Here is a 16,050-nt window from a genome sequence, read left to right on the forward strand (position 1 = left end):
AATTAGTTCATCATATGAGGTCGAGGAGTAGATTGTGATTCGAAAAATAACCGAAAGCGAGGCTTGTCATGATACGCCTTGCTTCGGCATACAATGTAGGGAATGCGGAGGAGGTTGGTTCGAATGAAAAAAGAGGATAAGCCCAAGGGGAGAATGCGCCATTTCTTCTATCTGCTCGCTGCGGCGGGAATGCTGCTGTACGCATCGACGAGAGTCGAGGGAGCAAGAGAGGATCAGACGTCGCTGCTGTTCTGGGCCATATGGCTGCTGCTTGCGGCATTCATTGTTGCCGCCAATGTAAATATACTGCTGATGGGCGCGGAGGAGCGGCGGAGGCTTTCCGCAGTCAAAGCGGCGAAGATCAGGCTGTGGGAGAATGGAATTGCGAGCCGTCTGGAGAAGAGGCAAAAAGAACATTTGCGTTGACTGACGCAAAAGGATAAGCCGCCCCGGTGTTCGGGGCGGCTTATTCGCGCGTCAAGAATCCATTTCGCGGAACTGGACAAGCTGCTTCACGAATTTATAGACGACTTCCTGCTCTTTCAAGCTTAGGCCGGACAACTGATTGGCGATCTTGTCGGCGTAACGGTCATCGTCTTGATCCGGCGCAAGCGCGGCCGGCACATTCACAAGTTTCTCGAGCGGCGTTTGCAGGGCGGAAGCGATTTTGCCCAGCACTTCGATCGTTGGGTTCTTCTCGCCGCGTTCGACTTGACCCATGTAGGAGGCGTTTATTTCCGCACGCAAGGCGAGCTGCTCTTGGCTGAGGCCTTTTGTTTTGCGAATGATTCGAATATTTTCACCGATTTGTTGTCCGATGCTGTTCATAGGTTCACCTCAGCCTAACGATAGAGTTTTGCGGCAACGGGAACAACGTAATATAGAGTGTATATATAACAATGACTATAGTCATTGACTAAAAGTGGATTTATTATTATAATTAACATAAAAATGACAATTGTGTTAGAATGGTGGGAGTCATGGTTAAGGAGCTGGGTGAGGATTCGATGATGGTAGAAGAGTTTGAGTTTTTTCGGAAGGTAAGGGCATCTTACTGCAATGTTCCTTTCCATGTTGTGTTTACTTATCGCCTCTCGCATCGCCATCATAAGATGGCAAACGCGAAGGGCATGTTCTCATGCAGCGTGAACGCGCACACCCAGACTGTCGAATATCGCATGGGATTGAAGTCGGACGCCATTTCGCGCCCCTTCAATGAGAGCGGATCCTTCCTGTTTACGAGCAGGTATGAGGAAATTCCTCCGCAATGTATTGTTTTCGAAGACTATTCGATCCATAAGCAGCGCTACAAGGTGCCGATTGCCTATGACTGGCAGGCCTTTATCAAGAAGGGTGCGGAGCAGGCAATTAATGTCGGTACGATTCAGCAGCTGTTCAAGAGATGGAAGCTGAAGGACAAGGAAGGCAATGACGTTGAAGCCAATCTCAAAGTAATCAAGGTAGAGCTGGACGGGTAGAGGTCATTTTGCCGCGGCTGGTCGTTATTTGCTGCGGTTTCTCTTATAATGGGAGAAACAGAGGCACAGGGACGGTGGCATCCATGGACGATTCCAACAACATGACAAGCACAAAGCATGAGCAAATTGTAAAATATATTCAAGCATTGGAGATCGGGACGAAGATTTCGGTCAGAGCGATAGCGAAGAAGCTGCAGATCAGCGAGGGAACGGTGTACAAAGCGTTCAAGGATGCGGAGGCTTCCGGTCTTGTCAGCACGAAGGAGCGTATCGGCACGGTCCGCATCGACAGAAAGAGACGAAACACGGTAGATCAGTTGACCTTCGGCGAGGTGGCGCAGATTGTCGAGGGCAGACTGTTCGGCGGAGCGTCGGGCCTCAAGAAGCCGCTGCATAAGTTCGTTATCGGCGCGATGGAGCTTGACGCCATGCTTCGATATATTGATGGGGGCAGCCTGCTTATTGTCGGCAATAGAGTCAGCGCGCATCGCTGCGCGTTGGAGCAAGGAGCCGGCGTTCTGATTACAGGCGGCTTCGAGCCCGGTCCGGAGATGATCTCGCTCGCCGACGAGCTGTCTCTGCCCATTCTCTCCTCGCGTCACGATACTTTCACCGTCGCATCCATGATCAATAGGGCGATGTACGATCGTTTGATCAAACGAAAGATCATGTTGATTGAGGATATTGTCACGTTCAGCAGGCCGGCAAACGTGCTTCGTACGGGCGACCGCATCGCCGACTTCCATAAGCTTTCCAGGGAGAACGGCTATTCGCGCTTTCCCGTGATAGATGATCGCGGCAGAGTCGCGGGCATGATGACCTCGAAGGATGCGGCGGGCAGCGACGATGAGGCTGCGGTCGACAAGGTGATGACGAGACATCCGATTACGGCCGCGCCGAACATTACCGTTACCTCGGCGGCGCATACGATGGCTGCTGAAGGCATTGACTTGCTTCCTATTGTCGACCATCACCGCAAGCTGCTCGGCGTGATTACGCGGCGGGAGGTGCTCGATGCCATGCGTTTTGCCGGCAAACAGCCGGAGCTCGGCGAGACCTTCGAGGATTTGATGTGGGCGGGCTTTATGCAGAGCGAGGAGAACGGCACGGAGGATGTCAGCGTCAGCTACAAAGGCGCGATTACGCCGCAGATGTCGGGAGCGCTTGGCATGGCGTCGGAGGGACTGCTCTCTACATTGATGTCGCTTGCCGCGAGGCGAATGATTCGGGAAACCGGCAAAAGGGATTTCCTGCTGGAGAGCATGACGGTCTATTTCGTAAGGCCTGTGCAGATCGACAGCGAAATTACGATAACGCCGAAAGCGCTCGAGCTGAGCAGAAAGTTTTCCAAGCTGGAGATTGAAATCGTGGACAAACAGGGACTGGCCGCCAAGGCGATGCTGACGGCGCAGATGATCGATCCCTACTAAGGGATGGGCGGGAAATCGCGACCTTTGTCAGGGCATGCGATTTTCGCTGTGGTCCAGTTGCCGATACATGCTAAGGTTGCGCAGACCGGCGAATAGATTGAATACGCCGATGACAATGAACAAAGCTCCGATTACGATGCGCAGCGTGGATTGATCCGAGAGAAACAACTGAATCAGCGCAAGGAAAATGAGCATCGCTCCCATGCTGATGTTCATCCGGGCGGAATTGATGCCCTTCGTTCTTTGATCGGCGGCTCTTCTGGAGCGAAGGCTGAACAGCGCCGAAAGCGTTAAGGTAATGACCGTCAGCGGAAAGAGCAGCCATTGAATGAAATGATCCATGTCCATATTCTCCTGTCTAATAGATGCTTCGTGATCAAAAGCGGACTTTTTGAACTTCCTGCTTAGTGCATGTTCAAAAAGTTTGCTTTTCAGCACATGAGCTTAAGCTTACGAAGCAGCGTTTATCCAAAACGCTTCAGAAGATTGAAAGAAGCTAGAAACCGAGGAACGGAGCGTAGCGGAGCTACGTGAGTACCGGAAGTTTCGGCTGAATTCAATATTCGATGTCGAATATGCTTCTTGGCATGCTTCGTGATCAAAAGCGGACTTTTTGAACTTCCTATTTTGAACTTCCTCTAGCATTGTATCATGTTTGGGCGAAAATTTCTCAAGTAGCCGGCGGCTTCGCGTAGGGAAGGACCGTCATCCAGATTTGCAGCGCGTTATCCACCAGCAGCACGGTGCTGAGCTCGACGCGGTAATCCTTGCCGGACACATCCGTATAGACTTTGCGTTCCAGCAGTCTGCGGGCGAATTTCGCATCGGAGTCGATGTCGAAGATGCTCTGTCCGATGAAGATTGACAGATCGGATTTCACTCGCTTGATCAGCTCCGCCTGCGTCACTTTATCGAGCGTCGCGCGCGACTTTTGATCCTCGTTCTCCGCAATGCGGAGTTGAATGGTCTTAATAACCGTATGTTGATTCTTGTACTGATTCAAGCTTTTGATTTCGAGCTCGTATTGCTCAAGCTTGTTCTCTAGCTCGTTCCGCGTCATGTAGAAGGCCTCGAATTGCGCCGCGAACAGCGCGTTCAACACAATCGCTCCGACAATCGCTCCGATAAGGAACACCCCCAGAAGCCGCAAGCCCTCCAAATATCTCTCGAATGGCGGCATCCGCATCGGCTAAACAGCTCCCTTGCAAATCAGCCTTACCAGCTCCGTCGCCATATGCGCGCCCAGGAAAGCGAAAAGGATAAAGCAGATTTGCTGCGCCGCGGGAGACAGCAAGCCTAACGATATATTGCTCTCGATAACGCGAACCGGATCGATTGAGCCGCCAATCGCGGCGACAATGGCCCATATCTTCAATCTGGCGGCCGTATCCAGCATGACGGTTGCCGGAGGCATCAGCATGAATACAGAACCAATGCTGGCGAGCATGGAGCCTCCGATAACGATGCCAAACGCGATGAAAAAATCCATGCCGGCTTTCGACAGAAAATAACTCATGGTTCAAGCCCTCCTCTCGCGGATATTCCTTTTGTACCATTGTATGGGCGTGTCCAGCCCGATTATGATAAACTGGAAGTAATGATTTTCTGGCAAACAGGAAGGGAAGGGGATGCGATGGAGGCGGCGAACAACCCATCATTCGTGCATCTTCATGTGCACAGCGAATTCAGTCTGCTGGACGGAGCGGCGCGAATCAAGGATCTAGCGGCAAGAGCCGCCGAGCTTGGCATGAAGTCGCTTGCCTTGACGGATCACGGAGTCATGTACGGCGCGATTCCTTTCTATCGCGCCTGCATCGCAAGCGGCATCAAGCCGATTATCGGCTGCGAGCTGTATTATACGGCAGGCTCCCGTTTTGACAAGGGCTCCCGCAAAGATAACCCGATCTATCATCTGATCGCGCTCGCCAAGAATGAGACAGGGTACCGCAATTTGATGAAGCTGTGCTCGATTGGCCATTTGGAGGGCTTTCACTATAAACCGCGCGTGGATCATGAATCGCTCGCTCGTTATGCCGAGGGATTAATCTGTCTCAGCTCCTGCCTCGGAAGCGAGGTGTCGCAGCATCTCCTGCATGATCGCAGGGAGGAAGCGACGGAAGCAGCGCGGCGTTATCATGCGATATTCGGCGACGACTTCTATCTGGAGCTCCAGGATCACGGCATGTTGGAGCAGAAGAAGGTGAACGCGTCCATGATCGAACTGGCGCGGGAGCTGGACATTAAGCTGATCGCTACGAATGACGCGCATTATTTGCGCCCAGAGGATGCGGAGACGCAGGATGTGCTGATCTGCATCGGCACGGGCAAGACGGTCGAGGATCCCGATCGGCTTAAGATGGAGACGAATCAACTGTATTTGAAAAGCGCCGAAGAGATGCATGCGCTATTCCGACATGTGCCCGAGGCGCTGGCGAACACGCTGGAGGTTGCCGCCAAATGCGAGCTGTCGCTTGAGTTCGGCAGGGCACCGCTGCCGGTATTCAGGCCTGTGCCGCAGGAGATGAGCTCCGGAGACTATTTGGCAAGCCTTTGCCGGGAAGGCATGCTTTCGCGATATGCGGGACTCGCCGCATGGCAGAGCGACGGAGGGCTCCGGCAGGAAGCGGAGGAACGGCTTGCTTATGAGCTCTCGGTCATCGAGAATATGGGCTTCAGCGATTATTTTCTCATCGTGTGGGATTTCGTTCGATTCGCGCATGATCGCGGCATTCGCACTGGTCCGGGCAGGGGCTCCTCGGCAGGCAGTCTTGTCGCCTATTCGCTTCGCATCACCGATGTGGATCCGCTCAAATACAAGCTTCTGTTCGAGCGCTTTCTGAATCCGGAGCGAATCTCCATGCCGGATATCGACATCGACTTCAACGATGAGCGAAGAGACGAGGTCATCTCCTATGTTGCGGCCAAATACGGCGAAGAGCATGTCGCGCAGATTATCACCTTCGGCACGATGGCGGCCAAGGCGGCGGTTCGCGATGTGGGGCGCGTGCTGGAGGTGCCGTTCCATGAGGTGGACGCGGCGGCGAAGCTGATTCCGAATCAGCTTGGCATTACGCTCGAGGAAGCGCTTCGCGGCAGCAAGGAGCTGCAGGAGGCTTGCCGTCAGAAGCCTGCGACGAAGAAGCTCGTCGACATGGCCATGAGAGTGGAGGGCAAGCCGCGGCACGCCTCTACGCATGCCGCGGGCGTCGTTATCTCTCAAGAGCCGCTAACCCAATATGTGCCGCTTCAGGCAGGCAGCGAGCAGACGCCTCTTACGCAATATGGAATGGAGAATCTGGAGGCCATCGGGCTGCTGAAGATGGACTTTCTGGGCTTGCGCACCTTGTCCATTCTCGATCGAACCTTGAAATGGGTCAAACGGCAGTACGGAAGAGACATCGATTTTCGCATGATCGACGATGCGGATCCGACAACATACGCCATGCTTGGCAAGGGCGATACGACCGGAATCTTCCAGCTCGAATCGACCGGCGTCAGGCGCGTGCTGCGAGAACTGAAGCCGAACGGCTTCGAGGATATGATCTCGGTGCTCGCGCTCTACCGTCCGGGACCGATGGAGTTTATTCCGAAGTTTATCGCGGGCAAGCACGGGCGTATTGAGGTCGAATATCCCCATCCCTCCCTGGAAAGAATTCTGTCCGACACCTACGGCATTATCGTGTATCAGGAGCAGATTATGCAAATCGCGTCGCTTATGGCGGGCTTCTCGCTCGGCGAAGCGGATTTGCTGCGGAGAGCTGTGTCGAAGAAGAAGCGCGAGGTGTTGGACGAAGAGCGGTCCCATTTCGTCAAGGGCAGTCTGCGCCAGGGTTATTCGGAGGAAGACGCGCACCGCGTTTACGATATGATCGTGCGGTTCGCCGATTACGGATTTCCGCGCGCGCACGCGGCCGCTTACGGGGTGTTGGCATTTCAGACGGCATGGCTGAAGGCCCATTATCCGGTGGAATTCATGGCATCCATGCTAGTCTCGGTAACGGGAAATATGCGCAAGACGGCAGAGTATGCGGATGAATGCCGAAGGAACGGCATCGACGTGCTGAAGCCGGATGTGAACGAGAGCGGCGTGTCCTTCATGCCGGTCGGTGACACGATTCGGTTCGGGCTCGCCTCGATCAAGAATGTCGGCACGCAAGCGATCGAGGCGCTGATGAAGGAGCGGGAGGAGCGGCCGTTCGAAAGCTTGCTTGATCTGTGCAAACGGGTCGATCTCCGCGTCGTCAACAAGCGCGTGCTGGAATCGCTCATTCAAGCGGGGGCTTGCGACTCCTTGCCGGGTCATCGCGCACAGCTGCTGGGCGCTCTGGAAGAAACCGTCGAGGCGGCAACCAAATGGCGGAAGGAACGCGAAGAGCTGCAAATCGAGTTTTTCGGCTTCGACGAGGTTCAGAATTGGGATGTCGAGCTGCCGGACATTCGCCCCTTCACGCAGGCGCAGGAGCTCGAATTCGAGCATGATTTGCTGGGCATGTATTTGTCCGGGCATCCGCTTGACGAATATACGAAGCAGACGGACGAACTTGCGCTTGATCGACTGGCCGAGCTGGCGGAAGCGCCTGACGGAGCGCAGGCGCTTCTGTGCGTCATGGTCGCAAGCTTGAAGCCCTACACGAACAAAAAGGGCAACGCAATGGGATTTATCGAGGTCGAGGATCGCATCATGCGTGTCGAAGGAGTCGTGTTCCCGACCGTATGGAAGCGGATTGGAGTCAAGCTGAAGAAGGACGAAATGTTGCTCCTGCAGGCAACCGTACAGCATCAGGACGAACAATTCAAGCTGTTGGTGGAGGACGCCGTCCCGCTTCGCGAGGCGGAAGGGCAACTGGAGGAGCGGGCGAAGCGGATGCGGCAGGCCGCGAGGGCCCGCGAAGCGAGATTGGGAAGCAAGTCAGCCGGCGCATCGCCCGCGACGGCAACGAATCACTCCGCCTCGAAGAAGCGTTTTTATATCAAAATTACCGCAAGCAATGAAAGAGCGGATATTTTATCAAAGCTCAAAGCTTTGCTGCTGTCGTATCCGGGACAGCTCGACACGGCGTTGTTCTATGAAAAGCAGGGCCGGATGATCGCGCTTAGCGACAGTCACCGCGTACGGCCGGACGAGGAATTGATCCGGAAGCTCGAGGAGCTGCTGGGCAAGGGCACAGTGGCGCTCAAATAATAATATGCACATTGGGGCCCGCAGCTGCATATGCATAGAGATACAAGCTGCCTGCGGGAGGAATGATAGCATGACAGGAATCGAGAGCTGGCTCGCGAGACGCGGAGTAACCGTCGAGGATGTCGCAGAAATCGTGTTTTCGCTGCAACGTCCCTATAATGCCGATTTGAATATAGTCGAGTGTGAAGAAAGCGTAAGGGCCGTGCTAGAGAAGAGAGAAGTGCAATATGTGCTTTATACGGGGATCGCGATGGATGAATTGGCGGAGCGCAGGCTGCTGCCTCAGCCGCTTCAAGCCATTATGGAGAAAGACGAGTCCTTGTACGGCGTCGACGAGACCTTGGCGCTGGGCATTACGAACGTGTACGGCATGATCGGTCTAACAAGCTTTGGTTATTTGGACAAGGTGAAGCCCGGCATTATTCGTCAGTTGAATCTGAAAGGAGAGAAGATTCACGTGTTTCTGGACGATCTGGTAGCGGGACTTGCGGCGGCAGCCTCCGCCCGAATCGCGCATGGAGACCCGAAAGCCAATCAATATCATTTGCCGGATTCGCCATGACTATGTTATCATTATGAGATCATATGGCCTTTGCTGGAATGGTGTGTAATAAAGAGTATAGGCTTTGCTTGAAATATAAGAATTTATAAGGATAATCTTATAAATTCTTATATTTTGTTTCTTCTCTTATGCGAAGTTTCAGGAGGTACCATGATGTGGACGGTAATTTACATCGCACCAACAGAACGAATGGCAGAGAACATCAGGAAGCGGCTTACGGAAGAAGGCTTTCTCGTTAAGATCCGCCCCGTTAATCTGTCCAAACAGCAATATGAGATTCTAGTTCCGTCAGGCGAATTGGAGGAAGTGCAAGAAGTATTCAACGCCATTATTCGTTCTTGAGTCAAGAATCTATCCTATTGTTCCTTGAGAGGTGTCACATACGTGCAAATAAAGGATTTGTTTTCCAAGAAGAAATACGCAACGATTCCTTCGGAGAGGCCAAAGCGCGATATTCCCGAAGGTTTGATGAATAAGTGTCCCAAATGCGGCACCATTCAGTACAGCAAGGAGCTCGAGAAGCATTTGAAGGTATGCTCGTCCTGCGGGCATCATTATCGCCTCAATGCCTGGGAGAGAATCGGCATCACGCTCGACGACGGGCAATTGGATGAATTCGACGCCGAGATGGAATCGGTCGATCCGCTAGAATTTCCCGGCTACGCGACGAAGCTTGAGCAGCAGAAGAAGAAATCCAATCTGCGGGATGCCGTTATTACCGGGCAAGGCAAGATCGGCGGGTTCACGGTTATTGTAGCCGTGATGAGCTTCGACTTCTTCACCGGCAGCATGGGTTCAGTAGCAGGCGAGAAGATTACGCGGGCGATCGAGGCGGCGCATGAGCGGAAGCTTCCGCTTATTATTTTCTCCACCTCGAGCGGCGCCCGCATGCAGGAGAGCATTCTGAGTCTGATGCAGATGGCGAAGACCAGCGCGGCGCTGGCGAAGTTCCAGAACGGGGGAGGTTTATATCTCTCTGTGTTTACCGACCCTACTACAGGGGGAGTTTCCGCAAGCTTTGCAAGTCTTGGCGATTATAATTTGGCCGAGCCCGGCGCGCTTATCGGCTTTGCCGGCAGAATTGTAATCGAGCAGACGATTAGACAGAAGCTGCCGGATAACTTCCAGACGGCTGAATTCAATTTGCAGCACGGTCAATTGGACAAGGTTGTTCATCGCAAGGATATGAAGGCTACATTGACGAAGCTGCTTGACATGCATTGCGTGAAGGAGGAGTCGTCCCATGGCGAATGAACTGCCCTTTGAGAAGCCGATTACGGAATTGCGCCAGAAGATAACGGAGTTGAAAAGCTTAAGCGTGGGCAAAGGCATCGATTTCTCGGAAGAAATCGCTCGGCTGGAGGAGCGCTGCAAGCAGCTGGAAGAAGAGCTCTACAATGAGCTGACCCCTGCGCAGAAGATGCATCTCGCGCGTCATCACGGAAGACCTACATCTCTCGATTTCATTAACGAGATATTTACGGATTTCATCGAGCTTCATGGCGATCGACTATTCGCCGATGATCTTGCCATAGTAGGCGGACTCGCCAAGCTTAACGGCATGCCGGTCACGGTTATCGGACATCAACGCGGCAAGGATACGAGAGACAATATCGCCCGTTTCTTCGGAAGTCCCCATCCGGAAGGGTTCCGCAAGGCATTGCGCTTCATGCAGCAAGCGAACAAATTCAATCGTCCTATTATAACTTTTATTGATACGAAGGGCGCATACCCGGGCAATACTGCAGAGGAGAGAGGTCAATCGGAAGCGATTGCCCGGAATCTTCGCGAGATGGCCGGCTTCGGCGTGCCTATCGTCTGTATTGTCATCGGGGAAGGCGGAAGCGGCGGAGCGCTGGCTCTCGGCGTCGGCAATCGCGTGTTAATGCTTGAGAATGCCATTTATTCCGCCATTTCGCCTAACGGCGCGGCGTCCATTCTGTGGAAGGATGCGTCTCGCGCGGATCAAGCCGCAGAGGCCATGAAGATTACTGCGGAAGATTTGCTCGCGTTCGGCGTAATCGAAGGCATTATCGAAGAGCCGCAGGGCGGGGCGCACCGGGATCTCGAGACTCAGTCGGCGAATATCAAAACGGCGTTATGGCAGCATCTTCAAGAGCTGCTTGCGCTCAGCTCCGAGGAATTGATTCAGGATCGATACGAGAAATTCCGCAAAATCGGCTATTTTCAAATGGCTGTAAGGGATGACGAAAAAAGAAACGACATGGATGACGGTCCGGAGGCCCGCGATGCGGCGCAGGAAGACGCGAATTCGTCCGCCGCGGCGCTCGAGCAAGACTTGGAAACCGCGCCTACGCTCAATTAAGCAACGTTACATTCGTCTTGATGCCGGACAAGCCGCGCGGAATAGACGTGTATATAAAGAATAGAAACTTCAAGCATTAAACGGAGGAAACTTAACATGCGCAAAACAAAAATTGTTTGTACGATCGGTCCTTCCAGCGAATCTCTGGAAAATACGAAAAAGCTGATTCAAGCCGGCATGAATGTTGGCCGTCTGAACTTCTCTCACGGCGACTTCGAGGAACATGGCAATCGAATCAAGAACATTCGCCTGGCCAATAAGGAACTTGGAACTTCCGTTGCGATCCTGCTGGATACCAAAGGACCAGAAATCCGTCTCGGCAAGCTGAAGGAGGAGCCGATCGAGCTCATCCAAGGCGACGCGATCACGCTTACGACGGAAGAAATTCTTGGCGATCGCAGCCGCATCCCGGTAACGTACAGCAATCTTCCCAACGATATCTCGGTCGGTTCCACGGTCTTGATCGACGATGGTCTGATTGGTCTTATTGTCGAAGAAGTCGAAGGAACGGAAATTCATTGCCGCATCGTCAACAACGGTCCGATTAAAAGCAAGAAAGGCGTCAATGTGCCAGGCGTGAAGATTTCGCTTCCCGGCATTACGGAAAAGGACGCCAACGATATCGTATTCGGAATCGAGCAAGGCGTCGACTTTATTGCCGCTTCCTTTGTCCGCAAAGCAAGCGACGTGCTGGAAATTCGCGAATTGCTTGAGAAGCATAACGCAGGTCACATTCAAATTATATCCAAAATCGAGAATCAGGAAGGCGTCGACAATCTCGATGAAATTCTTGAAGTGTCCGACGGCTTGATGGTTGCTCGCGGCGATTTGGGCGTCGAGATTCCTGCCGAGGAAGTTCCGCTCGTTCAGAAGATGATGATCAAGAAATGCAATCGCGCTGGAAAGCCCGTTATCACGGCGACGCAAATGCTGGATTCCATGCAGCGCAACCCTCGTCCAACCCGCGCCGAAGCAAGTGACGTAGCCAATGCAATCTTCGACGGTACCGATGCGATTATGCTCTCCGGAGAAACGGCTGCGGGCAAATACCCGGTTGAATCGGTGCAGACGATGTCCCGCATTGCAGAGCGTGCGGAAGACGCTCTGGAGCATCGCGAAATTTTCACGAAGCAGGCCAACGCGCAGCAAACCTCCGTTACGGAGGCCGTCAGCCAATCCGTTGCCAATTCGGCGCTTGATCTGAACGCCAAGGCGATCATTACTTCAACGCAAAGCGGCTTCACGGCTCGCATGGTATCGAAGTATCGTCCGAAGGCTCCGATTATTGCGGTAACGACGGATGAGCGCGTTATGCGCCGCCTGGCGCTTGGCTGGGGCGTTATTCCCGTTCAAGGCTCCGATGCGGATACAACCGATGAAATGTTCGAAATTGCAGTGAAGGGCGCTATGAGCACAGGCATTCTTAGCTTGGGCGATACGGTTGTCATTACGGCCGGCGTGCCTGTAGGCCGCGCCGGAACGACGAATCTGATCAAGATTCATCATATTGGCGAGCTGCTCGCGCAGGGTCAAGGCATCGGCAGCCAGACGGTTACCGGCAAGCTTGTTGTTGCCCGCACGGCTGAAGAAGCGAACGCGAAGACGCAGGCAGGCGATATTCTGGTCGCGGTCTCCACCGACAAGGAATATATGCCGGCCTTTGAGAAAGCCGGCGCGGTCGTTACGGAGCAAGGCGGCATTACCAGCCATGCAGCCGTATGCGGCTTGAATCTGGCGACACCGGTTATTCTTGGCATACCTGGCGCTACGGAAAAACTGAAGGACGGCATGGAAGTGACGGTGTATGCCGAAACGGGCTTTATCTATTCCGGACAATCCAAGGTTCTGTAATTCATCAGAACAATAGAGATGTATATAATCAAGCGAGGGTGAACTTCATTCACCTTCGCTTTTTGTTCAATTTAATGAAAGTTCACTAAGAAAGATCAAAATGAAAGTTCACAACCTTCAAAAGGAGAATGGTGATGAGCAGGGAGCTTGGCTGGTACCTCCATCCGCTGCGGGTCCGCTATCAGGAGACGGATCAGATGGGCGTCGTATTTCATGGGAATTATGTGAATTGGTTCGAAATCGGGCGGACGGAATGGATAAGAAATGCGGGTTATGCATATAAAAGGATTGAAGAACACGGCATGCTGCTGCCTGTGATTGATCTGACATGCCGTTTCATAATGCCGGCAAAGTATGACGACACGCTTCTCGTCTGTACGCGTATAGCTGAAATGACGCCGCTTCGCATTGCATTCGAGTCCGAAATTCGAAGGGTGGCATTGGAGGATTTTCATGGTCATGCAGCGAAATATGGCGAGGCTCTGCCGGGAGAGCTGCTTGTGCAAGGAGGCACGAAGCATGTTTGGGTGAATCGAAGCTTCCAGCCGACAAGGCTTAGCAAAGCTTTTCCGGAGCTGTATGATGCGATTTCCCGCAAATAAAGGCGATTGTCGACATACTTTTTCGCAAAGGGAGGAATATGATGTATAAATGGCTATTAGCGGCGTTCATCTGTGTTCCTATAGTTGAGCTATGGGGCATTCTTCAGATGGGCGCTTGGCTGGGCGGGTGGACGACATTCTTTCTTATTCTTGTCATAAGCGCCATCGGCGCTTTTATTGCAAAGAACGAAGGCAGGAAGGTTTGGCTGGAGGCGCAGCGGCAGATGCAATCGGGTCAAATGCCGGGAAGAGCGATTGTAGATGGATTATGCGTGCTGCTTGGCGGGCTGCTGCTGTTGACTCCCGGTTTTTTCACCGATCTGTTCGGTCTTGTTTTGCTTCTCCCGATAACCAGGCCGCTGCTGCGTACACTGGTGCTTCAGTGGCTGGAGAAAAAGATGAGAAGCGGAAGCTTTACAATCAGAAGGTTTTGAGGCAGTGCATTTCGATGTCTCAGGCAGGCGAGTTTTTACTTAGTCTTAACAATTCGTTAATATGCGGCTGATTATTTTCAGGCATGATAGAGCTATGAACTTATTTAGGAGGGGCCAATGAACAAGGGAATATCGCCATACGTCAATCGAGATTTAAGCTGGATTGAATTTAATCGCAGAGTTCTTCAAGAGGCCCAGGATCCCAGCAATCCACTGCTGGAACGAGCGAAATTTCTGTCTATTGTGTCGAGTAATCTGGATGAATTCATGAGCGTGCGAGTTGCGGGAATTCAGGATCAAATGAGGGCAGGCTTTACGAAGATGGACTTCTCGGGTTACACGCCGGCGGGATTATGGAAGCGTCTGATCAAACGGACGACGGAAATGGTCCATGAACAATATCGAACCTATCGGGAAATTTTTCGCGGACTCAGCAAGGAAGGCATTTTTATTCGTTCGATCGACGAGCTTAACGCTACGCAAACAAATGCCATCTCGGAATATTTTCATGAAATTGTGTTTCCTGTTCTTACTCCCATGGCCGTGGATCAGAGCAGACCGTTTCCTCTTGTACATACAAAGGAGCTTTATTTGGCCGTGCTGCTTAATCGCGTCGGCGCTCCAGAAGAGGAGGAGCCGTTGTTCGCGATTGTGCAAGTGCCGTCCATATTATCGAGATTTGTACCGGTACCGGGGAGAATCAATAGCAAGAAGGTAGAGTTCGTATTGCTCGAGAGCTTGATTGAGCAATACATCGATACGTTATTCAACGGGTATACGCCATTCTCCGTCCATCCGTTCCGATTGACTCGCAATGCCGATCTTACCCTTAACGAAGAAGGCGCGGAAGACCTGCTGGAAGAGATCGAGAAGGAGCTCAGACGTCGTCGTTGGGGCATTCCTGTTCGACTGGAAGTGGCCAAGGGGATGCATCCGTACGCGCTTCAAGTCTTAAGAGAAGAGCTCGAGATTGAAGATAACTTATTCGAAATTGAGGGGCCTCTCGATTTGAGCTTTCTGATGCGCTTCTCGAATCAATTGCCTGGCTATGATAATTTGCGCTTTGAGCGAATGGATCCGGTTTATCCTCGCGAATTTGAAGAGATCCCTGACATGTTCGAAATTATTCGCAGCCGCGACGTACTGATGTATCATCCTTACGAATCCTTCGAGGCGGTCAATGATTTCGTGTTACAAGCCGCGTATGATCCGGATGTTCTGGCAATCAAAATGACATTGTATCGCGTCAGCGGCCAATCCGCACTAGTCCAAGCGCTGGCGAAAGCGGCGGAATCCGGCAAGCAAGTGACGGTCGTGGTCGAATTGAAGGCAAGGTTCGATGAAGAGCGGAATATCGCATGGGCGAGGCAGCTCGAGAAGGCAGGCTGTCATGTCGTCTATGGACTGGTCGGTTTGAAGACGCATGCGAAGATATTGCTGGTCGTCCGGAGAGAGTTCGGTACGTTAAGAAGGTATGTTCATGTTGGAACCGGAAACTATAACGACAGTACGGCGACGCTGTATACGGACATCGGATTGTTCACGTCGCATCCAATCATCGGAGGAGACGCTTCGGCGTTGTTCAACGAGGTTACCGGCTATTCCTCTCCCTATGAGTGGAAAGCGTTCGGCGTCGCACCAACCGACTTGAAGGAGAAGCTCTACCGTTTGATCGATCGGGAAAGCAATCATGCCAGAGCGGGCAAGAAGGCGCATATTATCGCCAAGATGAATTCCCTGTCGAACAAAGAGATGATCGACAAGCTGTACGAGGCTTCGCAAGCGGGCGTGAAAATCGAACTGATCGTTCGCGGCGTGTGCTGTCTGCGGCCAGGCATTCCGGGAAGAAGCGAGAACATTAAAGTGTTCAGCATTGTCGACCGTTTCCTGGAGCATGCAAGAATTATGTACTTCCGCAATAACGGAGCAGAAGAGGTGTATCTTTCCAGCGCGGACTGGATGACCCGGAATTTAACGAAGCGAATTGAATTGATGTGTCCGGTATTCGACATCGAGCTTCGGAAAATTCTGATCAAAATGCTGAAGCTTAATCTCGAGGATAATGTGAAGGCCCGCGAATTGAAATCGAGCGGCTTGTACGAGCATGTGCATGGGGATGCCGACAAGCCGTTCCGCAGTCAATTCGAGGCCAAGCTGATTCCATTGTGGAAGGGGCATGCCTGAC

The 16,050-nt window shown here is 52.6% G+C and carries 16 protein-coding genes; 12 read left to right on the plus strand and 4 right to left on the minus strand.

Translation table 11 applies throughout. From position 1 onward, the window contains the following. Positions 1-123 precede the first annotated feature (123 nt). A complete protein-coding gene (locus tag HFP08_RS22070; protein WP_168122781.1) occupies positions 124-426 on the plus strand; it encodes a hypothetical protein in 303 nt (100 codons plus the stop codon). 51 nt (positions 427-477) lie between these two features. Here the strand turns inward: HFP08_RS22070 and HFP08_RS22075 are convergent, their stop codons facing one another. Continuing rightward, complete coding sequence (locus tag HFP08_RS22075) at positions 478-828, minus strand: helix-turn-helix domain-containing protein (protein ID WP_168122782.1); 351 nt, start codon at positions 826-828, stop codon at positions 478-480. Positions 829-980: 152 nt separating this feature from the next. Here HFP08_RS22075 and HFP08_RS22080 point away from each other — a divergent pair, with 152 nt between their 5' ends. Beyond that, complete coding sequence (locus HFP08_RS22080) at positions 981-1,478, plus strand: hypothetical protein (RefSeq protein WP_168122783.1); 498 nt, start codon at positions 981-983, stop codon at positions 1,476-1,478. Positions 1,479-1,561: 83 nt separating this feature from the next. Further along, positions 1,562-2,908, plus strand: coding sequence for a DRTGG domain-containing protein (locus HFP08_RS22085; protein WP_168122824.1), 1,347 nt, complete (start codon positions 1,562-1,564; stop codon positions 2,906-2,908). 27 nt (positions 2,909-2,935) lie between these two features. Here HFP08_RS22085 and HFP08_RS22090 read toward each other — a convergent pair whose 3' ends face one another. From HFP08_RS22090 to HFP08_RS22100, 3 genes are all read right to left on the minus strand, one after another. Beyond that, positions 2,936-3,250 (minus strand): YtpI family protein, encoded by a 315-nt coding sequence (locus tag HFP08_RS22090; protein WP_168122784.1) that lies wholly within the window; start codon positions 3,248-3,250, stop codon positions 2,936-2,938. A gap of 328 nt (positions 3,251-3,578) precedes the next feature. Continuing rightward, on the minus strand, positions 3,579-4,094 hold the full coding sequence (locus tag HFP08_RS22095; RefSeq protein WP_168122785.1) for a sporulation membrane protein YtrI: 516 nt from the start codon (positions 4,092-4,094) through the stop codon (positions 3,579-3,581). 3 nt (positions 4,095-4,097) lie between these two features. Further along, positions 4,098-4,424 carry a YtrH family sporulation protein gene (locus HFP08_RS22100; RefSeq protein WP_168122786.1) on the minus strand — a complete coding sequence of 109 codons (327 nt, stop codon included), beginning with the start codon at positions 4,422-4,424 and terminating at the stop codon, positions 4,098-4,100. A gap of 81 nt (positions 4,425-4,505) precedes the next feature. Between HFP08_RS22100 and HFP08_RS22105 the strand changes: the two genes are divergently transcribed. The 9 genes from HFP08_RS22105 to ppk1 all read left to right on the plus strand — a co-directional run bounded on the left by HFP08_RS22105 (position 4,506) and on the right by ppk1 (position 16,049). After that, positions 4,506-8,090, plus strand: a complete 3,585-nt coding sequence (locus HFP08_RS22105; protein WP_240941717.1) for a DNA polymerase III subunit alpha — start codon at positions 4,506-4,508, stop codon at positions 8,088-8,090. A 70-nt stretch (positions 8,091-8,160) separates the two neighbouring features. Continuing rightward, on the plus strand, positions 8,161-8,652 hold the full coding sequence (locus HFP08_RS22110) for a phosphatidylglycerophosphatase A family protein (RefSeq protein ID WP_168122787.1): 492 nt from the start codon (positions 8,161-8,163) through the stop codon (positions 8,650-8,652). 153 nt (positions 8,653-8,805) lie between these two features. Next, the gene (locus HFP08_RS22115) at positions 8,806-8,994 is read left to right on the plus strand and encodes a glutamate decarboxylase (RefSeq protein ID WP_168122788.1); all 189 of its coding nucleotides are present in this window, start codon (positions 8,806-8,808) and stop codon (positions 8,992-8,994) included. Positions 8,995-9,036: 42 nt separating this feature from the next. Beyond that, positions 9,037-9,906, plus strand: coding sequence for an acetyl-CoA carboxylase, carboxyltransferase subunit beta (accD, locus tag HFP08_RS22120; RefSeq protein ID WP_168122789.1), 870 nt, complete (start codon positions 9,037-9,039; stop codon positions 9,904-9,906). Next, a complete protein-coding gene (locus tag HFP08_RS22125) occupies positions 9,896-10,978 on the plus strand; it encodes an acetyl-CoA carboxylase carboxyltransferase subunit alpha (protein WP_168122790.1) in 1,083 nt (360 codons plus the stop codon). Before accD ends, HFP08_RS22125 begins: the two co-directional genes overlap by 11 nt. Positions 10,979-11,074: 96 nt before the next feature. After that, positions 11,075-12,829, plus strand: coding sequence for a pyruvate kinase (pyk, locus tag HFP08_RS22130; protein ID WP_168122791.1), 1,755 nt, complete (start codon positions 11,075-11,077; stop codon positions 12,827-12,829). Positions 12,830-12,963: 134 nt separating this feature from the next. After that, positions 12,964-13,431, plus strand: a complete 468-nt coding sequence (locus tag HFP08_RS22135; RefSeq protein WP_168122792.1) for an acyl-CoA thioesterase — start codon at positions 12,964-12,966, stop codon at positions 13,429-13,431. A 38-nt stretch (positions 13,432-13,469) separates the two neighbouring features. Beyond that, complete coding sequence (locus HFP08_RS22140) at positions 13,470-13,865, plus strand: FxsA family protein (protein ID WP_346768755.1); 396 nt, start codon at positions 13,470-13,472, stop codon at positions 13,863-13,865. A gap of 117 nt (positions 13,866-13,982) precedes the next feature. Continuing rightward, the gene (gene ppk1 / locus HFP08_RS22145) at positions 13,983-16,049 is read left to right on the plus strand and encodes a polyphosphate kinase 1 (RefSeq protein WP_168122794.1); all 2,067 of its coding nucleotides are present in this window, start codon (positions 13,983-13,985) and stop codon (positions 16,047-16,049) included. Position 16,050 lies beyond the last annotated feature (1 nt).

This window comes from Paenibacillus sp. HB172176, assembly GCF_011947265.1.
In the GTDB taxonomy this organism is placed as follows: Bacteria; Bacillota; Bacilli; order Paenibacillales; family Paenibacillaceae; genus Pristimantibacillus.